At 60.3% G+C, this 20,571-nt stretch carries 23 protein-coding genes and 1 tRNA gene; 17 read left to right on the plus strand and 7 right to left on the minus strand.

The annotated features are described in order from the left end of the window. Window positions 1–7 precede the first annotated feature (7 nt). The 5 genes from tmk to ACP15V_RS08305 are packed head-to-tail and all read left to right on the plus strand — an operon-like array spanning window position 8 to window position 4,340. Complete coding sequence (tmk, locus tag ACP15V_RS08285) at window positions 8–643, plus strand: dTMP kinase (RefSeq protein WP_424943200.1); 636 nt, start codon at window positions 8–10, stop codon at window positions 641–643. Next, window positions 640–1,767: a DNA polymerase III subunit delta' gene (locus ACP15V_RS08290; protein ID WP_424943201.1), complete on the plus strand. Its 1,128-nt coding sequence runs from the start codon at window positions 640–642 to the stop codon at window positions 1,765–1,767. Before tmk ends, ACP15V_RS08290 begins: the two co-directional genes overlap by 4 nt. A 28-nt stretch (window positions 1,768–1,795) precedes the next feature. Beyond that, window positions 1,796–2,608: a TatD family hydrolase gene (locus ACP15V_RS08295; protein WP_424943202.1), complete on the plus strand. Its 813-nt coding sequence runs from the start codon at window positions 1,796–1,798 to the stop codon at window positions 2,606–2,608. Further along, window positions 2,608–3,408, plus strand: coding sequence for an MBL fold metallo-hydrolase (locus tag ACP15V_RS08300; protein WP_424943203.1), 801 nt, complete (start codon window positions 2,608–2,610; stop codon window positions 3,406–3,408). The genes ACP15V_RS08295 and ACP15V_RS08300 overlap by 1 nt, the downstream gene beginning before the upstream one ends. After that, window positions 3,408–4,340 carry an AEC family transporter gene (locus ACP15V_RS08305; protein ID WP_424943204.1) on the plus strand — a complete coding sequence of 311 codons (933 nt, stop codon included), beginning with the start codon at window positions 3,408–3,410 and terminating at the stop codon, window positions 4,338–4,340. The genes ACP15V_RS08300 and ACP15V_RS08305 overlap by 1 nt, the downstream gene beginning before the upstream one ends. A gap of 11 nt (window positions 4,341–4,351) precedes the next feature. Here the strand turns inward: ACP15V_RS08305 and ACP15V_RS08310 are convergent, their stop codons facing one another. Continuing rightward, entirely contained in the window at window positions 4,352–5,164 is an 813-nt protein-coding gene (locus ACP15V_RS08310) for a helix-turn-helix domain-containing protein (protein WP_424943205.1), read from the minus strand. Window positions 5,165–5,555: 391 nt separating this feature from the next. Between ACP15V_RS08310 and pcaF the strand changes: the two genes are divergently transcribed. The 8 genes from pcaF (at window position 5,556) to paaZ (ending at window position 13,344) form a co-directional block, all read left to right on the plus strand. Continuing rightward, window positions 5,556–6,758, plus strand: coding sequence for a 3-oxoadipyl-CoA thiolase (gene pcaF / locus ACP15V_RS08315; RefSeq protein ID WP_424943206.1), 1,203 nt, complete (start codon window positions 5,556–5,558; stop codon window positions 6,756–6,758). A gap of 2 nt (window positions 6,759–6,760) precedes the next feature. Beyond that, window positions 6,761–7,750, plus strand: a complete 990-nt coding sequence (gene paaA / locus ACP15V_RS08320; protein ID WP_424943207.1) for a 1,2-phenylacetyl-CoA epoxidase subunit PaaA — start codon at window positions 6,761–6,763, stop codon at window positions 7,748–7,750. Between the two features lie 12 nt (window positions 7,751–7,762). Beyond that, on the plus strand, window positions 7,763–8,047 hold the full coding sequence (gene paaB, locus ACP15V_RS08325) for a 1,2-phenylacetyl-CoA epoxidase subunit PaaB (RefSeq protein ID WP_055192062.1): 285 nt from the start codon (window positions 7,763–7,765) through the stop codon (window positions 8,045–8,047). Further along, complete coding sequence (gene paaC, locus ACP15V_RS08330; RefSeq protein WP_424943208.1) at window positions 8,047–8,808, plus strand: 1,2-phenylacetyl-CoA epoxidase subunit PaaC; 762 nt, start codon at window positions 8,047–8,049, stop codon at window positions 8,806–8,808. Before paaB ends, paaC begins: the two co-directional genes overlap by 1 nt. 72 nt (window positions 8,809–8,880) lie before the next feature. Continuing rightward, on the plus strand, window positions 8,881–9,342 hold the full coding sequence (gene paaD / locus ACP15V_RS08335; RefSeq protein ID WP_424943209.1) for a 1,2-phenylacetyl-CoA epoxidase subunit PaaD: 462 nt from the start codon (window positions 8,881–8,883) through the stop codon (window positions 9,340–9,342). 49 nt (window positions 9,343–9,391) lie between these two features. Further along, window positions 9,392–10,456 (plus strand): 2Fe-2S iron-sulfur cluster-binding protein, encoded by a 1,065-nt coding sequence (locus ACP15V_RS08340; protein WP_424943210.1) that lies wholly within the window; start codon window positions 9,392–9,394, stop codon window positions 10,454–10,456. Window positions 10,457–10,493: 37 nt separating this feature from the next. Next, on the plus strand, window positions 10,494–11,252 hold the full coding sequence (locus tag ACP15V_RS08345; RefSeq protein WP_424943211.1) for a Phenylacetic acid catabolic protein: 759 nt from the start codon (window positions 10,494–10,496) through the stop codon (window positions 11,250–11,252). 64 nt (window positions 11,253–11,316) lie between these two features. Continuing rightward, on the plus strand, window positions 11,317–13,344 hold the full coding sequence (gene paaZ / locus ACP15V_RS08350; RefSeq protein ID WP_424943212.1) for a phenylacetic acid degradation bifunctional protein PaaZ: 2,028 nt from the start codon (window positions 11,317–11,319) through the stop codon (window positions 13,342–13,344). A gap of 121 nt (window positions 13,345–13,465) precedes the next feature. Here the strand turns inward: paaZ and ACP15V_RS08355 are convergent. The 3 genes from ACP15V_RS08355 to rplM all read right to left on the minus strand — a co-directional run bounded on the left by ACP15V_RS08355 (window position 13,466) and on the right by rplM (window position 14,597). Then, window positions 13,466–13,542 (minus strand) — tRNA-Arg (locus tag ACP15V_RS08355). A 99-nt stretch (window positions 13,543–13,641) separates the two neighbouring features. Next, the gene (rpsI, locus tag ACP15V_RS08360; RefSeq protein ID WP_424943213.1) at window positions 13,642–14,130 is read right to left on the minus strand and encodes a 30S ribosomal protein S9; all 489 of its coding nucleotides are present in this window, start codon (window positions 14,128–14,130) and stop codon (window positions 13,642–13,644) included. A gap of 2 nt (window positions 14,131–14,132) precedes the next feature. Next, window positions 14,133–14,597 (minus strand): 50S ribosomal protein L13, encoded by a 465-nt coding sequence (gene rplM / locus ACP15V_RS08365; protein WP_271054690.1) that lies wholly within the window; start codon window positions 14,595–14,597, stop codon window positions 14,133–14,135. Between the two features lie 311 nt (window positions 14,598–14,908). Between rplM and speD the strand changes: the two genes are divergently transcribed. Both speD and speE read left to right on the plus strand, forming a co-directional pair. Further along, complete coding sequence (speD, locus tag ACP15V_RS08370) at window positions 14,909–15,424, plus strand: adenosylmethionine decarboxylase (protein ID WP_424943214.1); 516 nt, start codon at window positions 14,909–14,911, stop codon at window positions 15,422–15,424. Then, window positions 15,421–16,275, plus strand: coding sequence for a polyamine aminopropyltransferase (gene speE / locus ACP15V_RS08375; RefSeq protein WP_424943215.1), 855 nt, complete (start codon window positions 15,421–15,423; stop codon window positions 16,273–16,275). The genes speD and speE overlap by 4 nt, the downstream gene beginning before the upstream one ends. Window positions 16,276–16,349: 74 nt before the next feature. Here the strand turns inward: speE and ACP15V_RS08380 are convergent, their stop codons facing one another. Then, window positions 16,350–17,777 (minus strand): PLP-dependent aminotransferase family protein, encoded by a 1,428-nt coding sequence (locus ACP15V_RS08380; RefSeq protein ID WP_424943216.1) that lies wholly within the window; start codon window positions 17,775–17,777, stop codon window positions 16,350–16,352. 94 nt (window positions 17,778–17,871) lie between these two features. On the opposite strand from ACP15V_RS08380, the gene ACP15V_RS08385 reads away from it, so the two are divergent. Beyond that, window positions 17,872–18,105, plus strand: a complete 234-nt coding sequence (locus ACP15V_RS08385; RefSeq protein WP_424943217.1) for a DUF1127 domain-containing protein — start codon at window positions 17,872–17,874, stop codon at window positions 18,103–18,105. A gap of 81 nt (window positions 18,106–18,186) precedes the next feature. Here the strand turns inward: ACP15V_RS08385 and ACP15V_RS08390 are convergent, their stop codons facing one another. After that, entirely contained in the window at window positions 18,187–19,161 is a 975-nt protein-coding gene (locus tag ACP15V_RS08390) for an SLAC1 anion channel family protein (protein ID WP_424943218.1), read from the minus strand. Window positions 19,162–19,237: 76 nt separating this feature from the next. Further along, window positions 19,238–19,663, minus strand: a complete 426-nt coding sequence (locus ACP15V_RS08395; protein ID WP_424943219.1) for a PaaI family thioesterase — start codon at window positions 19,661–19,663, stop codon at window positions 19,238–19,240. Window positions 19,664–19,776: 113 nt separating this feature from the next. On the opposite strand from ACP15V_RS08395, the gene ACP15V_RS08400 reads away from it, so the two are divergent. After that, window positions 19,777–20,571, plus strand: a complete 795-nt coding sequence (locus ACP15V_RS08400; RefSeq protein ID WP_424943220.1) for an enoyl-CoA hydratase — start codon at window positions 19,777–19,779, stop codon at window positions 20,569–20,571.

Consider the following 20,571-nt stretch of genomic DNA (forward strand, 5'->3'; position numbering starts at 1 on the left):
CCAGATCATGACAAAAGGCAAACCGTCCGGGCTGTTCATCAGCTTCGAAGGCATTGACGGGTCCGGGAAATCCACCCAGGCGAAAATGCTTGCTGATCATCTGCGCAGCCAAGGGCATGACGTGGTGCTGACCCGCGAACCGGGCGGCAGCCCGGGGGCCGAGGAAATTCGCGCCTTGGTGTTGCAGGGGGATCCAGACCGCTGGTCGGCAGAGACCGAGCTGCTGTTGTTCACCGCCGCCCGGCGCGACCATCTGGAACGCCTCATCCGCCCGGCCCTGGCCGCGGGCAAGATCGTGATCACCGATCGGTTTGCCGACAGCAGCCGGATCTATCAGGGCACCCGTTCGGGCGATCTGCGCGCCACGGTCGATGCGCTGCATGACCTGATGATTGGCCAGGACCCGGACCTGACCTTCCTGATCGACATGGATCCCGACACCGGCCTTGCCCGCGCCAAGGGGCGTGGCGGCGCGGAAGAACGGTTCGAGGATTTCGGCGCGGACCTGCAAAAGCTGATGCGCAAAGGGTTTCTCGACCTCGCAGATGCCGCACCGGATCGGTTCCTTGTGGTCGATGGCGCACGCGATATCGAGACCGTCGCCGCCGAGGTCGCGAAGCTGGCGGAACAGGCGCTGGCATGAGCAGTGTGGACGAAATCCCTGAACCCGATTGCATCGAAAACACCCCGCATCCGCGTCATGCGGCACGTCTGATTGGGCAGGACGGGGCCGAGGCGCAATTTCTGGACGCGTTTACCTCCGACCGACTGCATCATGGCTGGTTGATCACCGGCCCGCGCGGGGTGGGCAAGGCCACGCTGGCCTGGCGCATTGCGCGCTTTCTGCTGGCGACGCCCCCCGATGATGGCGGCATGTTCGCCGCCCCTGCCCCAACCAGCCTGGACATTTCGCCCGATCATCCGGTCGCGCGCCGGGTGAACGCTCTGTCCGAACCGGGCCTCTTTCTGTTGCGCCGCCCGTGGGACGAGAAGCTGAAGCGCCACAAACAGGACATCACCGTGGACGAGGTGCGCAAGCTGAAAAGCTTTTTCGCGCTCAGCGCCGCCGGTGGCGGGCGTCGTGTGGTGATTGTCGATGCGGCGGACGAAATGAACAGCTCGGCCGCAAACGCGCTGTTGAAAGTGTTGGAAGAACCGCCTGCGAACGTGGTGATGCTGCTCATTAGCCACCAACCCTCGCGGCTGTTGCCCACCATCCGGTCGCGTTGTCGCGAGCTGCGCCTGTCGCCGCTGGCCCCCGACGCGTTGGCGCAGATCATGGGCGATCTGGACGAGTTTCCCAGCCCGGACGAGATGCAGGCGCTTGGCGAACTGGCCGGGGGGTCGGTGGGCGAGGCGCTTGCGGTGCTGAACCTTGGCGGCATTGGGATTTATCAGGAACTGATCCGCATTTTTCAGTCCGCCCCCAATTATGACCGGCCGCGCGCGTTGAAGCTGGCGGATGGCTGTGTGGGCAAGGCGAACGCGCCGCGCTTTGATTTGACCTTGCGGCTGATCGACCTGTTTCTGGCCCGTATGGCACGGTTTGGGGCGGGTTTGCCGCCAGCCTCGCCCGCGGCTGACGGGGAAATTGCCCTTTTTGATCGCCTGTCCGCCCACGGGCCTGCCGCACGGGCCTGGGCACAAATCCAACAGGAATTATCGGCCCGCGCCGGTCATGGACGGGCGGTCAATCTTGACCCGGCGGCCCTGATCCTTGATATGGTTTTCAAGATCAATGAAACGGCGGCCCAACTTGCCAGATGAAGGGCCGCAGGAAAGGCCTTTAACGAGCATGTCCGACCAGCCCGTCCCCAGCATCACCGACAGCCATTGCCACCTGGATTTCCCGGATTTTGCCGACGAGTTGGATGCGGTGATTGCGCGAGCCAAAGAGGCCGGGGTGACGCGCATGGTCACCATCTGCACCAAGCTGAAAAACCTGCCGCAGGTGCAACAGATCGCCGACACCTATGCACCTGTCTTCTTCGCCGCGGCCACACATCCGATGTCGGTCGCGGACGAACCGATGGTCACGGTCGAGGACCTTCTGGCCGTGGCGCGCCATCCGAAATGTGTAGGGATTGGCGAAACCGGGCTGGATTATCATTACACCGCCGATACAAAAGACGTGCAGATCGAAAGCCTGCGCATCCATATCGAAGCGGCCCGTCAGACCGGCCTGCCCCTGATCATCCATTCGCGCGATGCGGATGAGGATATGGCGCGGATCCTGACCGAAGAACACGCGAAGAGCGCCTATGACTGCGTGATGCATTGCTTCAGCTCGGGGCCGGAGCTTGCGCGTGCAGCGATTGATCTGGGGTTTTACCTGTCCATGTCCGGCATCGCCGCCTTCCCGCGCAGCCAGGAGGTGCGTGATATTTTTGCGGCCGCCCCGGTGGACCGGGTGCTGGTCGAAACCGACGCGCCCTATCTGGCCCCGCCGCCCAAACGCGGCAAGCGCAATGAACCGGCCTATACGGTGCATACGGCCAGGGTTGGCGCAGAGCTTTACGGGCTGAGCTACGCCGCGTTCGCGGCCCAGACGCAGGACAATTTCAACCGCCTCTTTGCCAAGGCCGCCGCCTTCAAGGTGCCCGCCTGATGGCCCGGATCGAATTCACCATCCTGGGCTGCGGATCGTCGGGCGGCGTGCCCCGGATTGGCGGCCATTGGGGCGATTGCGATCCGGACAATCCGAAAAACCGCCGCACCCGCTGTTCGGCGCTGGTCACACGAACGGATGACACTGGCGGCATGACCCGCGTGTTGATCGACACCTCGCCCGACATGCGCCAACAGCTGTTGGATGCCGGCGTGGGCGAGCTGGACGCCGTGGTCTATACCCACAGCCACGCGGATCACATGCACGGCATCGATGACCTGCGTATGATCGTTTATAATATGCGCAAACGGATCCCGGTCTGGGCCGATGGGCCGACGCAACAATCCCTGATGTCGCGCTTTGGTTATGCGTTCGTGCAGCCCGAAGGGTCCAGCTATCCACCCATTCTGGACCTGCACACCATTGACGGAGATCTGCTGATTGACGGGGCGGGCGGCCCGATCCGCCTGACACCGTTTGAGGTGGAACATGGCAATATCGACGCGCTGGGGTTTCGGATCGGCGATCTTGCCTATCTGCCTGATGTCAGCGAAATTCCGGAAAGCGTGATGCCCACGCTGATGGGGCTGGATCACTTTGTAATCGACGCGCTGCGCCGCTCGCCGCATCCAACCCATTTCAACCTGGACGAAGCGCTGGCGTGGATCGCGCGCACCGGGGTGAAACAGGGGATCCTGACCAATATGCACATCGACCTGGACCACGCCACGGTCGAGGCGGAAACACCAGATCACGTCATTGCCGCCTATGACGGCCTGACCATCGGTTTCGACGCGTAATGTCCGCGCTGATCGAGGTCATCCTGCCGGTCTTTCTGGTGATCGGCATCGGATACCTCGCCACGTGGCGGCGCCTGATCACCCCCGAAGCGGTCGAGGGGTTGATGTATTTCGCCACCAATCTGGCGGTGCCGATCCTGCTGTTCCTTGCAATCTCGCGCCTGGATTTGCAGGCGAATTTTCAGCCCAAGCTGCTGATCAGCTTTTACACCGGCGCGGTGTCTGGGTTTTTCGCCGGGCTTTTGGGTGCGCGGTTCCTTTTTGCCCGCCCCTGGCCCGATGCGGTGGCGATCGGCTTTGTCACGCTGTTTTCAAACTCGCTGCTGCTGGGCCTGCCGATCACGGAACGCGCCTTTGGCGCGGATGCGCTAGCGGCGAACTACGCCATTATCTCGATCCACGCGCCGACCTGCTACGTGATTGGCGTGATGGCGATGGAGATTGCCCGCAACCAAGGGGGCGGGATCTGGTCCGCCTTCAAGGGGTTTGTGACCTCGATGGTCCGCAATCCGCTTGTGATCGGCATTGCCCTGGGATTTGTGGTGAACCTGACCGGCCTTGCCCTGCCCGGCATTGTTTCCGACGCATTTGGCCTGATTGCCAAAGCGGCCATTCCGGCGGCCCTGTTTGGGTTGGGCGGCGTGTTGTACCGGTATCGCCCCGAAGGGGATTTTCGCACCGTCGCCTATCTGTGCGCCGTATCTCTGGTGTTGCACCCGGCGATCACCTGGGGCGTGGGGCGCCTCGTGGGGTTGGAGGGGGCCGCCTTTCGCTCTGCCATCATCACCGCCGCCATGGCGCCCGGGGTGAACGCCTATGTGTTTGCCAATCTCTACGGGGTAGCAAAACGGGTGGCCGCGACCGCAGTTCTGGTGGCGACGCTTTTGTCGATCCTGACCGCCTGGGGTTGGCTGAGCCTTTTGGGATCCTGAGGCCAAGCGCCTTAACGCACTTTGCCGCGCAGCCCGTGAGAAATGAAATCGGGCAGGTCCGCCATCGCGCGCCCGCCCCGGTCGCGCAACGCCAGGCGCAATCCTTTGCCCTGTGGCAGATATTCCAGAACACAGCGCTCCACCCGCGTGGCCTGGGTCAGCTCCGGCCGGGTGATCAGCACGATCCCCGGCAACACCGGGCTGTCTGCGGACAGGACGGAAAGATAGCTCATCGACATGCGCTGGTTGTCTTCCTGAAAGGCAAGCATCACCACGCCATCCACCTGGGACATGAAAAACCCGCGCACCTCATGTGATCTTGACACCGGATGGGTGTTCAGAACCTTGTCCCGTCGCGGGTCGGCATGGGCACGAAACACGGTGGCTCCATCCAGTTGGAACAGCCGGATCGTATAGCTATTCACCCAATCCTTATGCAAAGAGGAACGTTGCCAATAGCGATGAACCCCCAGACGAACCGGATGAACCAGTTTCATGCGGTCATGGTCGGACAGGATGAAATCCCGAAACGGCTTCCCCCTGGACCAGCGGTCGACCTGTTGCGCTTTGATATCCGAAACAAGCGGCAATGGTTCCAGCAAAACACGTGCATCCACCTGAAAATAAATACATATGCGATGCAGAATATCGGGTCTAGGACTGGCCTGACCCGCCAGATAGCGGTTGAACTGCGTGCGATTCACCCCCAGTTCCTGACAAATCCGGGTGACGGAGACATCTTTGCGTTGAACCAGTTTTTTCAGATTTTCCGAGAAGATCCCATATATCTCTCTGGGGCTTATCTGATCTTGTGTCGGTATCATAGGGCGTCCTGAAGCCTTTCAACCTCAATGCGATGACAGGGTTTCATAGGAAACGGACCATCAGTGGCAACGATACAATCCAGCGATTGCAACACCTCTCCCCTATTCAACTTTTACCATAGGGCGTTGCATTATGCAAAATATGCCGCAAGGCGTGCGCCGAGACCAGCCCGAAAACCGTTAATTTCGGCGTAAAAACAACATCCTTTAAGTCATTGCAGTTTGCAATGAACCAACATTGCTTGCGCAGGTCATCCCGTGCTGTCACAGCGTCCAGATGGATTTTTTGACAAATCCTCTTGCCCGAACCCACTCTCGGTCGTATTGTCGACCAAACGGTCGGTTTTGTGAACAGTGAAAACAATTCGACCGGAGGATCTGGGAGGACCACATGAACGCATTCATTTGCGACGCGGTGCGCACACCGATTGGCCGCTTTGGCGGTGCGCTGTCGGGATTGCGCGTTGATGACCTGGCCGCATTGCCGATCAAAGCCCTGATGGACCGCAACCCCGACCTGGACTGGGCGCGCGTGGATGATGTGATCTATGGCGATGCCAACCAGGCGGGCGAAGACAACCGTAACGTGGCACGCATGGCGTCGCTTTTGGCGGGGCTGCCGATCGACGTGCCCGGCACCACAGTGAACCGCCTCTGCGCCTCTGGCATGGATGCGGTGGGCATGGCGGCCCGGGGTATAAAGGCGGGCGATTATGATCTGTGCATCGCCGGCGGAGTCGAAGGCATGAGCCGCGCGCCCTTCGTGATGCCCAAGGCCCACAGCGCCTTTTCCCGTGCCAACGCGGTCTATGACACGACCATCGGATGGCGCTTTGTGAACAAGGCAATGGACGCGACCCACGGCACCCATTCCATGCCGCAAACCGCTGATAATGTGGCAGAAGACTATCATATCAGCCGCGAAGACCAGGATGCCTTTGCCGCCCGCAGCCAGGCCCGTTGGCAGGCCGCGCAGGAGGCAGGTGTTTTCGCGGATGAAATCATTCCCGTCACCATCCCCCAACGCAAGGGCGACGCGCTGATCGTCGACACGGATGAACATCCCCGCCCCGGCACCAGCGCCGAAAAGCTTGCCAAGCTGAAGGGCGTGAATGGCCCGGACAAAACCGTCACCGCGGGCAACGCCTCCGGCGTGAACGACGGGGCGGCTGCGATGATCGTCGCCTCGGACGCGGCGGTTGAGAAACACGGTTTGAAACCGATGGCCCGCGTGGTGGCGATGCAGGCCGCAGGCGTCGCCCCGCGCGTGATGGGCATCGGCCCGGTGCCCGCGACGCGCAAGGTGCTGGCGAAGGCCGGGCTGACCATCGAGCAGATGGACGTGATTGAACTGAACGAGGCTTTCGCAAGCCAAGGGCTTGCCACCCTGCGCGAATTGGGCGTGGCCGATGACGCCCCCCATGTGAACCCGAACGGGGGCGCAATTGCGCTGGGTCACCCGCTGGGCATGTCCGGCGCGCGGTTGGTTCTCACCGCCGCCTATCAACTGCAACGCACCGGTGGGCGCTATGCGCTCTGCACCATGTGTGTGGGCGTGGGCCAGGGTGTGGCGCTAATTCTGGAAAGGATCTGACGATGTATGCACAGATGATCAAAACGGCACGTTCCGGCGTGAAGAGCCGCGAGGAAATGACGGATCAGGAACGAGAATTCCAGGATCGCATTGACCGCGACGAAAAGATCGAACCGAAGGATTGGATGCCGGATGATTACCGCGCCACGCTGATCCGCCAAATGGGCCAGCACGCCCATTCCGAGGTTGTGGGCCAGCTGCCGGAAGGCAATTGGATCACCCGCGCGCCGACGCTGGAACGCAAGGCGATCCTGCTTGCGAAAGTGCAGGATGAGGCCGGTCACGGGCTTTACCTCTATTCGGCCGCCGAAACCCTGGGCGAAAGCCGGGACGAGCTGGTGCGGCTCTTGCATGAAGGGCGGATGAAATATTCCTCGATCTTCAACTACCCGACGCTGAACTGGGCCGATATTGGTGCAGTGGGCTGGCTGGTCGACGGGGCCGCGATCGTGAACCAGGTGGCGCTGCAACGGACCTCTTACGGGCCTTACTCTCGCGCGATGATCCGCATTTGTAAGGAAGAAAGCTTCCACGCCCGCCAGGGTTACCATGCGATCATGCAGATGGCCTTCGGCACGCCCGAACAAAAGGCGATGGCGCAGGACGCGGTCAACCGCCTGTGGTTCCCGGCGATCATGATGTTTGGACCAAATGACAGTGAAAGCACGCACTCCGAACAGTCGATGGCCTGGAAAATCAAGGTGAAATCCAATGACGAGCTGCGCCAGCAATTTGTCGACCAGACGGTGCCGCAGATCGAATATCTTGGCCTCGACCTGCCGGATCCCGGCATCAAATGGAACGAGGAACGCGGGCATTACGACTTCTCGGATCCGGATTGGAGCGAGTTTTTCGACGTGATCAAGGGCAATGGCCCCTGCAATGTCGACCGCCTGAAAGACCGGGTCGCGGCCTGGGAAGACGGCGCCTGGGTGCGGGACGGTCTTTTGGCCCACGCCCGCAAGAAATCCGCGCGCACCGCAGCAGAATAAGGGAGAAATCAGATGAGCAACGAATGGCCCCTTTGGGAAATCTTTATCCGCGGTCAACACGGGATGAGCCACCGTCACGTGGGCAGCCTGCACGCCCCTGACGCGGAAATGGCCATCAAGAACGCCCGCGACGTTTACACCCGCCGCAATGAAGGCGTGTCGATCTGGGCGGTGGAAGCGGCGCATATTGCGGCCTCCAGCCCGGAAGAAAAAGGCCCGCTTTACGAGCCGTCCAATTCCAAGGTCTATCGCCACCCGACCTTTTTCGACATTCCCGAAGAAGTGGGGAGCATGTGATGGCGGATCAGGACAAACTGTTTCAGTTCCTCCTGCGCATGGGCGACAACACGTTGGTGCTGGGCCATCGGGTCAGCGAATGGTGTGGTCACTCCCCTGTGCTGGAGGAAGATATTGCGCTGGCAAACACCGCGCTGGACATGATCGGCCAGACCCAGCTGTGGCTGGGGCTTGCGGGCGAAGTTGAGGGCAAGGGCCGCTCAGCCGACGATCTGGCCTTTCTGCGCGACGTCTGGGATTTCCGCAATGTGCTGTTGGTGGAACTTCCCAATGGCGATTTCGGCCAGACCCTGATGCGCCAGTTCCTCTATGACGCCTGGTCGCAGGTGATGCTGGCGGAACTGGTGAAATCCTCGGACGAGCGGATCGCGGCGATTGCCGAAAAAGCCTCGAAAGAGGTGGCCTATCACGTGGAACGCTCTGGCGACACGGTGATTGGTCTGGGCGACGGCACCGAGGAAAGCCATCAACGGATGCAGGCCGCGCTGGAGTACCTCTGGCCCTATGTGGGCGAGATGTTTGCCAGCGACGAAGTGGACGCCGCCATGGTGGAGGCGGGCATTGCCCCCGACCCGGCATCGCTGCGCGCCGCCTATGACGCCAAGATCCAAGCAGTGCTGAGCGAGGCCACCCTGTCCATCCCGGGCAGCGGGTTTGCCCATAAAGGCGGGCGCACCGGCCGGATGCACACCGAGCATCTGGGGCATATGCTTTGCACCATGCAATGGCTGCAACGGGCCTATCCCGGAGCCAGCTGGTAGGGCACCCGTTTTCTTGCAAGAAAACGGATCGGAAATTTGCAAATTTCCGGCCCCCAGTGAAGGAGGAAAATGATGACCCAGCCGTCGGTTGATACGATCTGGACCTGGCTCGATCAGGTGCCTGACCCGGAAATCCCGGTGATTTCCCTGGTCGATCTGGGCGTGATCCGGGACGTGCGGTGGGAGGGCGACATGTTGCATGTCGCCGTCACCCCCACCTATTCCGGCTGCCCGGCCACGACGATCATCAACCTTGATATTGAAACCGCGTTGCGCGACCGCGGCATCAAACGGCTAGAGCTGCATCAGCAGCTTTCCCCCGCCTGGACCACCGATTGGCTCAGCGAAAAAGGGAAGGCAAAGCTGGAAGACTATGGCATCGCCCCCCCGTCGCCCGGCGGCACCCCGGATCGCTGCCCCAACTGCGGCAGCAAAGATCTGACCCGGACCAGCCAGTTTGGATCCACCCCCTGCAAGGCACTTTGGAAATGCAATAGCTGTCTTGAACCTTTCGACTATTTCAAATGCATCTGACGCGGTTCGGCCTTCCGCAACGGAGACCGAAACATCTGAGGAGAGACCCATGGCGCGCTTTCACAAACTGACCGTGACCGACATTCATAAAACCATCCGGGACGCGGTGGTGGTGACCCTGACCCCGGACGACCCGGATAGCTTTGATTTCACCCAGGGCCAGTACCTGACCTTCCGCCGCGATTTTGACGGGCAGGAATTGCGCCGTAGCTATTCGATCTGCGCCGGCAAGGATGACGGCATCCTGCAGGTGGGCATCAAACGCGTGGATGGCGGGGCGTTTTCGACCTGGGCCAATGAAGAGCTCACCAAGGGCGACACCATTGAAGCCATGCCGCCGATGGGCAACTTTCATACGCCGATCGAACCCGGCACCGCGAAATCCTATCTGGGGTTCGCCGGCGGGTCGGGCATCACCCCGGTGCTGTCGATCATCAAAACCACGCTGGCGCGCGAACCTCACGCCGATTTCACGCTGGTTTACGCCAACAAATCCGCCACCACGATCATGTTCCGCGAGGAACTGGAAGACCTCAAGAACCGTTACATGGGCCGCTTTACCGTGATCCATGTGCTGGAGGCGGACACGCAGGAAATCGACCTGTTCACCGGATTGGTGGACGAGGAAAAATGCGCGCTGCTGTTCAAACAATGGATCAATATCAAATCCATCGACACGGCGTTCATCTGCGGCCCCGAACCGATGATGCTGGGCATTGCCAAATCTTTGCGCGACCACGGGCTGACGGACAGCCAGATCAAGTTCGAACTCTTCGCCTCTGCCCAACCGGGCCGCGCCGCCAAGAAGGCCGTATCGAAAGGCGCAAGTTCCGGCACCGGCACCGAAGCGGTGATCAACCTCGACGGTTCGTCACGCACCATCACCATGGACGCCGACACCTCGATCCTGGATGCGGCCCTGGCCGAAAACATGGACGCGCCTTACGCCTGCAAGGCCGGGGTCTGTTCGACCTGCCGCTGCAAGGTTCTGGAAGGTGACGTGGACATGATCGCCAACCACGCGCTGGAGGATTACGAGGTCGAAAAGGGCTATGTGCTCTCGTGTCAGGCCTATGCGAAATCCGACAAGGTTGTCGTGGATTACGACCAATAATCAAAGTGATAGAAGACGTATTTAAGGGAGGAATGTCATGAGCGAGATGAGCATCACCGACTATCTGGCGCAAGGTGGCCAGCTGACCAGCCCCGGCAATGTGCCAGCCCGCTATCGGGCGGAACTCATGCGTCTGATGGCGTCTTTTGTCGACAGCGAATTGGCGGGCGCCGCCGGGTTTGCCGACATGATCAACGCAGGCCCCGGGATCAAGGAACGGATCGCGGCCGCCAAGATCGTGCTGGAAAAGACCGACAATGCCGATAAGGTGTTGAAGATCATGGGCGAATTTGGCGCCAACACCGACCGCTACGCCACCCACCATCCCTGGACCGACCGCCTGCCCCGCGAGGCAGAGGTGGGCACCAGCCGCAACGCCCATGACATGCGCCTGTCGGTGTTCAACTACCCGCTGACCTCGTGGGAGGACGCGGTGGTCATGAACATGCTGATGGGGCTGGCCGTGTCGGTGCAGATGAAAGAACTGACCCGCGTGTCCTACCAACCCTTGGCCGACACGTTCCGCGATATCCTGCCGGTTGAGGTCAATCACACCGATCTGGCCATTGAAGGCGTGGAACACATGCTGGCGGACGGCGTGGACAAAGACACGATGCAAGCCTCGGTCGCCTATTGGTGGCCGCGTGTGGATGCGAGCTTTGGCCAGACCGTGTCGAGCCGCGCCAGCCAGCTGACCAAGTTTGGCCTGCGCCATTCCACCAATGCCGAGCTGCGCGAAGCCTGGGACAAGGCCGCGTCAGACCAGCTTGAGGCCTTGGGTCTGACCGCGCCGTGACGCTTTAAGACCTATACGCAACCCACGAATAATACTACGCTTCTTGCCCCAAGAGGACCTTGATATGAGCATCATGAATGTCGCCAGCTTTGCCGCTGGCCAGTGGGTTGCCCCCGGCGCCCAGGCCCGCCCGATCCATTCCGCCATCACCGGCGCGCAGATCGCGCAGGCGGGCGGTGCGGATCTGGATATGCAGGCGATGATTGATTACGGCCGCAACGTTGGTGGGCCGAACCTGCGCAAAATGGGCTTTCATGATCGCGCCAAGATGCTCAAGGCGCTGGCGATGCATCTGGGGGCCAACAAACAGGCGCTTTATGATCTGAGCTTCGACACCGGTGCCACGCAATCGGACCACATGATCGACATTGACGGCGGCGTCGGCACGGTGTTTGTCTTCGCTTCAAAAGGGCGGCGGGAAATGCCGGATGGCGACATCTATATCGACGGGGATATTGAACAGCTCAGCCGCAATGGCACCTTCCTTGGGATGCATATTGCCACGCCTTTACAAGGGGTTGCAGTGCATATCAACGCGTTCAACTTCCCGGTTTGGGGGATGTTGGAAAAGCTCGCCCCCACACTCCTCGCCGGGGTGCCCGCGATTGTGAAACCGGCCACCGCCAGCTGCTACGTGACCGAGGCCTGCGTGCGCCTTATGCTCGACAGTGGCATCCTGCCCGAGGGAGCGCTGCAACTGATTTCCGGCGGCACAGGTGACCTTTTGGACCGGCTCGGTCCGCAGGATGTGGTCAGCTTTACCGGCTCTGCCCAGACCGCATCCATGTTGCGCTCAAACCCAAATATCCTGAAGAACTCGGTCCGGTTTGTGGCCGAACAAGACAGTTTGAATGCGTCCATTCTGGGGCCGGACGTGGCGCCGGGAACCCCTGAATTTGACCTCTTTATCAAAGAGGTACATCGCGAGATGACCACGAAGGCCGGGCAGAAATGCACCGCCATTCGCCGGATCATCGCGCCTGAAGCGCAAGTCCAAAACGTGATCGAGGCGCTCTCCGCACGGCTGGATAAAACTGTGATCGGCGACCCGCGCACCGAAGGGGTGCGCATGGGCGCGCTGGTCTCTGCCGGACAAAAGCAGGACGTGCTGGAAAAGGCCGCCGAGATTGCCACCGAGGCCACCCGCGTTTATGGCGACCCGGAGGACAATGAGTTCACCGGGGATGTGGACGCAGGTGCATTCGTAAAACCGATGCTGTTTCACTGCGAAGCCCCGGACACGGCCACCGTGGTGCATTCCACCGAAGCCTTTGGACCAGTGTCCACGATCATGGGCTATCGCGACATCCCGCACGCGATTGAGCTGGCGAACAAGGGCGAAGGCTCGCTTGTGGCCTCGGTCATCACCGCGTCAGGCGACGTGGCGCGCGAGATGGCGCTGGGGGCCGGGGCGTTCCACGGGCGGCTTTATTTCAACAACGCCACCTCGATGAAGGAAAGCACCGGGCACGGGTCGCCCCTGCCCCATATGGTGCATGGCGGGCCGGGCCGCGCGGGCGGCGGCGAAGAAATGGGCGGCGTGCGCGGTGTTCTGCACTACATGCAACGGACCGCCATTCAGGGCAGCCCCGACATTCTGACCGCGGTTGGCAACCGCTGGGTACCGGGATCGACGGAAATCACCGGCCCGGCCCATCCGTTCACCCGCAAGTTTGGTGAACTGTCGATCGGCGAGACCCTGCACACCAAATCGCGCGAAGTGACGCTGGAGGATATCGAGACATTTGCCCATTTCACCGGCGACACTTTCTATGCCCATATGGACAGTGAAGCCGCGAAACGAAACCCGTTTTTCCCGGATCGCGTGGCCCATGGGTATTTGCTGCTAAGCTTCGCGGCAGGGCTGTTTGTTGAGCCCAATGAGGGGCCCGTGCTGGCCAATACCGGGCTGGACAACCTGCGCTTCATGAAGCCGGTCGAGGCGGGCGACAGTATGAAAGTGCGCTTGACGGTAAAGGCCAAAACCCGTCGCACGGAGGAGTATGGCGAGGTCCGCTGGCACGTAACCCTGACCAATCAGGAGGACGAGTTGGTGGCGGAGTACGAGCTTTTGACCATGAACGCCTATTAAGCGCGCTCACATCTTACACCAAAGGGGCGGCGCATCACGCGACCGCCCTTTTTCTTTGCGCACAAAGACTTATGCAAACCACAGCAGATACAAATCAGACCAAAAACGCGGAGGGGGAAGGTGGCGCACCCGAGAGGATTCGAACCTCTGGCCTCTGCCTTCGGAGGGCAGCGCTCTATCCAGCTGAGCTACGGGTGCCTGAGGGGTGATATAGGCCAAAGCCCTGCCCCCCGCAATATGAAAAGGGCCGCCAGATGGCAGCCCTTTCCAGAAAATTCTGTCCTGTCCGGAAACGCCTTAACGCTTCGAGAACTGGAAGCTCTTACGGGCTTTGGCCTTACCGTATTTCTTACGTTCCACAACGCGCGAGTCGCGGGTCAGGAAGCCGGCCGCTTTCAGAGCGCCACGCAGCGAGGGTTCGTAAAGCTGCAGCGCTTTCGAGATACCGTGTTTCACAGCACCCGCCTGGCCCGACAGACCGCCGCCTTTAACGGTGGCGTAAACGTCGAATTCGCCCAGAACACCGGCCACTTCGAACGGCTGGCGCAGGATCATCTGCAGAACGGGGCGCGCGAAATAGACGTTCACGTCGCGACCGTTGACTTCCACTTTACCCGAACCCGGTTTGATCCAGACACGGGCCACGGCGTCTTTCCGTTTGCCGGTGGCATAGGCACGGCCCAGCTCGTCCCGGACGGGCTCACGGGGGGCAGCAACTTCAACAGCAGCTTCGGTGCCTTCAACGACGGCGTTCAGCTCATCAAGCGATTTGATCTCTTCGGTCATGATCAGCCCTCACGCGTGTTTTTCGGGTTCATGGATTTGACGTCCAGCACTTCGGGGCTCTGGGCCTCGTGGGGGTGCTCGGCGCCGGCGTAGATGCGCAGGTTGGTCATCTGCTGACGGCTCAGCTTGCCGCCCGGCAGCATGCGCTGCACGGCTTTGGTCAGCAGACGCTCGGGATGGTCACCCTCAAGGATCTGACCCGCGGTGCGCGACTTGATGCCGCCCGGGTAACCGGTGTGCCAGTAGTGCACTTTGTCGGTGCGCTTCTTGCCGGTCATTTGGACTTTGTCCGCATTGATCACGATGACATTGTCACCCATGTCCATATGCGGCGTGAACGAGGCTTTGTGTTTGCCACGAAGACGCATTGCGATGATCGAAGCCAGGCGGCCCAGAACAACGCCTTCAGCGTCGATCAGGATCCACTTTTTGTCGATATCTGCAGGCGTTGCAGAGAAGGTTTTCATGTGTTCAGCCCTAATTGGGTTTCGGATGGGGTGGTTTTAGTGATTTCCAGCGACGGGTCAAGCGACAAAACACGCAAATTATTCTGCAAATACAATATGTTAAAAATATGGTATTATTTTACCCCACTCCTATCACCGCTTCCCCCGCCCTTTTGTGGCCAAATCACCCCTTATGCAAAGAAAATCCTTGCACGACTCGCTTCCCCTTCGTAAATGCCGCCCCACATGAGGGACCGATCCCAACCCTGGCACGGCCGGGGGGGCGCTAAGGGACCGACTGGAACGAACTGCTGGTAACGAAGGGGAGCATTATGAAAGATGCGGACCTCTTCCAACTGGGGATCGGTCTGGAGACAGGCGCCCACGAGGAAGGCTCACTTGGCCCGATTGCGGCCAATTCAAATATTGCATGTGAACTGTTGGACGAAGATCGTCACGACCATTTCATTCGGAAGGGTGGCAAGGTCTATGCCGGCACCCACCTGATCATCGAGGTGATGGACGGGCACGGGCTTGATGATGAAGCGCGCATTCAAAAGGCGTTTCGCGATTGTGTCGAAACCTGCGGCGCGACGCTTTTGCACATCCATACCCACAAGTTCAGCCCACAAGGCGTGAGCGGCGTGGCGGTTCTGTCGGAAAGCCATATCTCGGTGCACACCTGGCCCGAAATCGGCTATGGCGCGTTTGACGTCTTCATGTGCGGCGACGCGCAGCCGTGGAAGGCGGTGGGCGTTCTGAAGGCGGCCTTCGGCACGGAAAACGTGCGCGTCAAGGAACTGTTGCGCGGCGATGGGATCGTCGCCTCAGAGGAGGCCGCCGCATGAGCGATCAGGACAACTGGGTCACCGAAAAGCTGCATGACCACTACGCCCAGGCGCTGCGCATCGACGAGATGCTGTATGACAGCAAGACCGAGCACCAGCGCCTGAAAGTGTTTCAGAACGGCACATTTGGCCGGATTCTGACGCTGGATGACGTGGTGCAGACCACGGAAGGTGACAATTTCATCTATCACGAGATGCTGACCCATGTGCCGATCCTGGCCCATGGCGCGGCCAAACGCGTGTTGATTGTGGGCGGCGGAGATGGCGGCATGGCCCGCGCGGCGCTGGATCACAAAAGCGTTGAACACGTCACCATGGTTGAAATTGACGCGGGCGTGGTCGAATTCTCTAAAGAATATCTGCCGAGCCTCAGCCGCGGGGCCTTCGACGATCCGCGCCTGAACCTGGTGATCGCGGATGGCGCGGATTTCATGAAGGGCACCGAGGGTGGATTTGATGTGATCATCATCGACAGCACCGACCCGATTGGACCGGGTGAAGTGCTGTTCACCGACCATTTCTATGGCCACGCGAAAAACGCGCTGGCGTCGGGCGGCATTCTGGTTACGCAAAACGGCGTGCCGTTTATGCAGGGCGACGAGCTGACCGGCACCATGCGGGCCTTTCAGTCGCTCTTTGCAGACGCGACCTGCTATCTCGCCACCATCCCCACCTATGCGGGCGGGCCGATGGCGTTTGGTTGGGGTACGGACAGCGACGCGCGCCATGTGTCGGTTGACGTTCTGAATGACCGCTTTGCTGCGGCCGGGATCGAGACCAATTACTATACCCCCGAGGTGCACAAAGGGGCCTTTGCCCTGCCCCCCTATGTGTCGCGCCTCATTCCCTGACGCGGCTCTTACGGCTTCAAATAACAAAACGCCCCGGCATGGTCCGGGGCTTTTTTGTTGATCAGGTTTGTGGATCAGGCGCTCAGGCTTTCCGGTGGGTGATCCAGCATATGGGCGATCTGCCCCAACACCATGCGGAAGCGATCCAGAGGCATCTGCCCGTTCACAGAGATCCTGACCGCATGAACCGCAGGCCCATCGCGCAGGGCAAAATCATCCCCCGGTCGCACCCGAATGCCCTTGGCCTCGGCCAGTTGACTGAAGGTGGACACGCGCCAGCCATCCGGCAGCTTCAACCACAAAAACGGCACGTCATGGGACCAGCCCAGATCAAACCGCCCCAGCACATTCAGGGCCACCTCGATATATTCGCGGTTCTTGTCTTGCATCCGCGTCAGGATCTGCGTCAGGTCTGGGTGGGTCAGCACGTGATACAGCGTCTCATAGGCCGGGGCCGACACGCCGAAGTAATTCACATCCAGCACCCGCCGCATCTTGCCCGCCCAATTGTCGGGGGTCACCACATAGCCCGCCCGCAGCGCAGGGGACACGGTTTTCGAGAAAGATGAAATGAACCAGCCCTGTTCCGGCAACAGGCTGCGATAGCTCGGGCCGATGGGCGCCCCCAATCGGTAACAATCATCCTGCACCACGTGAAATCCGCGCCTGCGCGCAATTTCCGCCACCTGATGCCGCCGCTCTTCCGATGTGACGGTGCAGGTGGGGTTATGCGCCTCGGGCATGGTGAAGAACAGCCGCGCATCCGTGTCGCGCGCAATTCGGTCCAGCGCGTCGGGAATGACCCCGTGCGCATCCATCGGGGCGGCCACCACCTCGGCCCCCAACAATTCCACCGCGCGGCGCAAACCGGGATAGGACTGCTGCTCCACAATCACCCGACGCGAACCTTCCGCCAAAAGGGTCTGCATCGACAGCATGATCCCGTTCTGCCCGCCATTGGTGACCACCACATCATCCCGATCCGCCGACATGCGCATGTCTTCGGGCAATTGCCGATGCACCGCCTCTCGCAAATGCTGTTGCGAGGTGAAAAATGGGTAGCGCAACAGCATCTGATCCGGCAGAGCGGCCGCGGCCATCATCGCCTCGCGGATCACCTTGACCTGCCCGACATCCGGCAAGCGCGGCGCAAAGAGGAAATCGTTTTCGGGCTCCTTATGCAAGGCCAGCTCTTGGTAGGTTGGCTGTTGATAAATGGGCTGTGTGGCAGATGGCACATCAGCGACGGGCACCGGCCTGCCGCGCACATAAGTGCCCCGCCCGACCTCGGTTTGCACCCACCCTTCATCAGACAAGATAGAATAGGCCCGCGCCGCCGTGCCCGGTGTGATGCCCAATTGCCAGGCCAATTCTCGCACCGGGGGAAGCTTTTCGCCCTTGTTCAAATCACCCTCCTCGATGGCCCGCTGCAGGCCTGAAACCAGACGCTGATATTTCGGCCCATCACCAGCCAAAAGCGTGTCCGAGAATATTGTACCCATTACAATGTTCCAATTGTTTTGAATGCCGCCACTTTGTATCCATTCATTATTGGCACATTTGCCATATTGTATCAATACAATTTTGGAGGTCATCATGGATCACGGATACAGCCCCCGGCAAGACCGTCTTGCCTATCTCGACACACAGACGTCACTGCCCGCCATTGCGGAAGTTGCGCTGGTCGTCGCCGTGACCTGGACCAAATGGGCTGAACGCCGTGCAATGCGAAAGCATTTGCGCGATCTGCCAGAGTATCGGCTGAATGATATTGGTGTCACACAAACAGAGGCTGATCTGGAAGCAGAGAAACCCTTCTGGAAAGGCTGACACCCGACAAAGACATCAATACGAAATCTCTTCCTGGGCCGGGGTCTTCCCCGGCCATTTTTTTCTGGCTTTTTCAGCGCATTATTCGGGACGACAGACCTCGTCACGCAAGATCGCCTTGAACGTGCGCCAGATCAGCCCGGCAATCACCAGAACCAACAGCGCCAGCACCAAAATCCCGATGGTCTGATGTGCACGCGATCCGTCCAGCTGAGAAAACCGGAAGGACGCGATGGACAGCGCGGCGAGCGGGAAGCTCAGCGCCCACCAGCTCAGCGCAAAGGGCAACTTCACCAGACGCGGCACCTGCGCCAGCACCAACGCCCCAAAGATATAGCCCGCATTCATCAGGATCCGGGCAAACCCATCCACTTCGCCCACCATGCCCACATAGGCGATGAAGGCGACCGAGGGCGGCGCGATCAGGATCACCATGGTGGGAAACAGACGCGCGACAATCGGATCGTGGAAAATCAACCGGTTCATCACCAGCGTCAGCAACACGATCCAAAAAAGCATCCCGCCAGAGAAAAACAGCCAGGATGTTTCGATATACCCAATCCGTGCGCCCAGAACCGGGACAATCACATTGCCCACGGCAGGGATGAACCAGGCCGGGGTCAGATGCCCCACCTCAAAGGATCGGTGCGAAATCCAGCCGGTCACCACCGCGATCGTCAACACCCCCTGCCCCACAACCGCCACCAGCCAGATCCATTCCGCCAGCGCCGGCGCATAAGGATGGGTCGCCGTGGCCATCAGCAAAAGCGAAATGGTGATGGTTGGAAAGAAGGCGATCTTGACCGGGTGATGCCATTCCTCGATCACCATCCCCGGATAGCGCAGCGCCTTGGCGATATAGATCACGGACACAACCGCCATCACCGCCACCGAAATCAGCCAGACCAGCGACGATGCCGCCCCCAACCAGGGAAAGGCCGGCACGCCTGCGTGCAAGGCAAGCGTCAATCCCATCAGGCCCATGATGATGGCAAAAAAGGTTACGGGATAATGGGCCAGGCGGGAAAACTCCTGCGGCGCGGACTGCTCGGTCATGACGCATTCCTTTCAATGAATTCTTGGTCAAGAGGTGGCCCAAGGGCCGGGGAAGGTCAAGCCTTGTTGGCCCGGCTCAGCCCTTTTCGGGTGGGATCGAATAGGTCAGGCTGGCCCGCGCCACCGGGGCGTCATCGCCTTCGGAATGGATCAACACATCACCCACCGCCAGGACGCGCCCCAGCTTGTGCAGCCTGCAATGGGCAATCAGATCGGCATCTGCCGCCGGTTTGCGCATGAAATCGATCGAGCAATTGGTGGTCACCGCCAGCGCCTTTGGCCCGATCATGGCAAGGATCGCCAGATAGACCGACACATCCGCCAGCGCGAACATTGTAGGCCCTGACACCGTCCCACCGGGGCGCAGATGTTTGTTGCCCACCCGTTTGCGCATGGTGATTTGCATGGGCGCCACATCCGCCACTTCGAAATCATCCGCCACCTGCGGAAACTGCTCTTGCAGAAAATCGGTCAGCTCGGCCCGGTTCATCTTCAGTTCCATATCCCCCCCTTGCGTTTCGCCAATCCAGTTTGTCACGTGACGTTCTTTTGCATTCCGCTACGGAAATGCCCGCTTTCCCCCTATCGTGACGGCCAGACCCAAGGGAGGACAAGATGGCAGATCCGATTCTGATCCGAGACGACGCAGCGTCAGTGGCGCATTTGACCCTGAACACCCCCGGCACGCTGAACGCGCTGTCGGATGACATGCTGACGGCCCTGACAGATGAGCTGAAGAACATCGCGGCGGACAACAGCATTCGCGCGGTGATCCTGTCGGGCGCAGGCAAGGCGTTTTGCGCAGGTCATAATCTGAAGGAAATGACCGCTGCGCGCGCGGCCGAGGATGGTGGCAAAGCGTATTTTCAGGACCTTTTTGCCCGTTGCGGCAAGATGATGACCCTGATCACCCGCATGCCACAGCCGGTGATTGCCCAGGTCCACGGCATCGCCACCGCCGCCGGGTGCCAATTGGTGGCCAGTTGCGACATGGCCGTGGCCGCCGAAGGCACCCGTTTTGGGGTAAACGGTGTCAATATCGGGCTGTTCTGTTCGACCCCAATGGTGGCTCTGTCGCGCAATATCCCCCGAAAACAGGCGTTTGAGATGTTGACGACCGGAGCCTTCATCCCGGCGGAACGCGCCGAAGCGCTGGGGCTTGTGAACCGCGTGGTGCCACAGGAAGACCTGGAGGCCGAGACGCGCAAACTGGCGGACACCGTGGCGTCAAAACTGGGGGCCGCGGTGAAAATCGGCAAATCCGCCTTTTATGATCAACTGTCCATGGGGTTGGAAGATGCCTATGCGTTTACCGGTGATGTGATGGCGCAAAACATGATGTTTCGTGACACCGAAGAAGGCATCAATGCGTTCATCGAGAAGCGCGAACCGGATTGGGATCAGAGCTGA

Source organism: Aliiroseovarius crassostreae (assembly GCF_049803815.1).
In the GTDB taxonomy this organism is placed as follows: domain Bacteria; phylum Pseudomonadota; class Alphaproteobacteria; order Rhodobacterales; family Rhodobacteraceae; genus Aliiroseovarius; species Aliiroseovarius crassostreae_A.

What these genes read in the sequence shown, in the direction of transcription:
- rplM (WP_271054690.1), bottom strand. Translation starts at nt 14,597, where the DNA reads ATGAAAACCTTCTCTGCAACGCCTGCAGATATCGACAAAAAGTGGATC.
- paaZ (WP_424943212.1), top strand. Translation starts at nt 11,317, where the DNA reads ATGAGCATCATGAATGTCGCCAGCTTTGCCGCTGGCCAGTGGGTTGCC.
- paaA (WP_424943207.1), top strand. Translation starts at nt 6,761, where the DNA reads ATGTATGCACAGATGATCAAAACGGCACGTTCCGGCGTGAAGAGCCGC.
- ACP15V_RS08310 (WP_424943205.1), bottom strand. Translation starts at nt 5,164, where the DNA reads ATGATACCGACACAAGATCAGATAAGCCCCAGAGAGATATATGGGATC.
- rpsI (WP_424943213.1), bottom strand. Translation starts at nt 14,130, where the DNA reads ATGACCGAAGAGATCAAATCGCTTGATGAGCTGAACGCCGTCGTTGAA.
- ACP15V_RS08290 (WP_424943201.1), top strand. Translation starts at nt 640, where the DNA reads ATGAGCAGTGTGGACGAAATCCCTGAACCCGATTGCATCGAAAACACC.
- ACP15V_RS08340 (WP_424943210.1), top strand. Translation starts at nt 9,392, where the DNA reads ATGGCGCGCTTTCACAAACTGACCGTGACCGACATTCATAAAACCATC.
- ACP15V_RS08300 (WP_424943203.1), top strand. Translation starts at nt 2,608, where the DNA reads ATGGCCCGGATCGAATTCACCATCCTGGGCTGCGGATCGTCGGGCGGC.
- pcaF (WP_424943206.1), top strand. Translation starts at nt 5,556, where the DNA reads ATGAACGCATTCATTTGCGACGCGGTGCGCACACCGATTGGCCGCTTT.
- ACP15V_RS08390 (WP_424943218.1), bottom strand. Translation starts at nt 19,161, where the DNA reads ATGACCGAGCAGTCCGCGCCGCAGGAGTTTTCCCGCCTGGCCCATTAT.
- ACP15V_RS08400 (WP_424943220.1), top strand. Translation starts at nt 19,777, where the DNA reads ATGGCAGATCCGATTCTGATCCGAGACGACGCAGCGTCAGTGGCGCAT.
- paaC (WP_424943208.1), top strand. Translation starts at nt 8,047, where the DNA reads ATGGCGGATCAGGACAAACTGTTTCAGTTCCTCCTGCGCATGGGCGAC.
- ACP15V_RS08305 (WP_424943204.1), top strand. Translation starts at nt 3,408, where the DNA reads ATGTCCGCGCTGATCGAGGTCATCCTGCCGGTCTTTCTGGTGATCGGC.
- ACP15V_RS08295 (WP_424943202.1), top strand. Translation starts at nt 1,796, where the DNA reads ATGTCCGACCAGCCCGTCCCCAGCATCACCGACAGCCATTGCCACCTG.
- ACP15V_RS08345 (WP_424943211.1), top strand. Translation starts at nt 10,494, where the DNA reads ATGAGCGAGATGAGCATCACCGACTATCTGGCGCAAGGTGGCCAGCTG.
- ACP15V_RS08385 (WP_424943217.1), top strand. Translation starts at nt 17,872, where the DNA reads ATGGATCACGGATACAGCCCCCGGCAAGACCGTCTTGCCTATCTCGAC.
- speE (WP_424943215.1), top strand. Translation starts at nt 15,421, where the DNA reads ATGAGCGATCAGGACAACTGGGTCACCGAAAAGCTGCATGACCACTAC.
- ACP15V_RS08380 (WP_424943216.1), bottom strand. Translation starts at nt 17,777, where the DNA reads ATGGGTACAATATTCTCGGACACGCTTTTGGCTGGTGATGGGCCGAAA.
- tmk (WP_424943200.1), top strand. Translation starts at nt 8, where the DNA reads ATGACAAAAGGCAAACCGTCCGGGCTGTTCATCAGCTTCGAAGGCATT.
- paaB (WP_055192062.1), top strand. Translation starts at nt 7,763, where the DNA reads ATGAGCAACGAATGGCCCCTTTGGGAAATCTTTATCCGCGGTCAACAC.
- paaD (WP_424943209.1), top strand. Translation starts at nt 8,881, where the DNA reads ATGACCCAGCCGTCGGTTGATACGATCTGGACCTGGCTCGATCAGGTG.
- ACP15V_RS08395 (WP_424943219.1), bottom strand. Translation starts at nt 19,663, where the DNA reads ATGGAACTGAAGATGAACCGGGCCGAGCTGACCGATTTTCTGCAAGAG.
- speD (WP_424943214.1), top strand. Translation starts at nt 14,909, where the DNA reads ATGAAAGATGCGGACCTCTTCCAACTGGGGATCGGTCTGGAGACAGGC.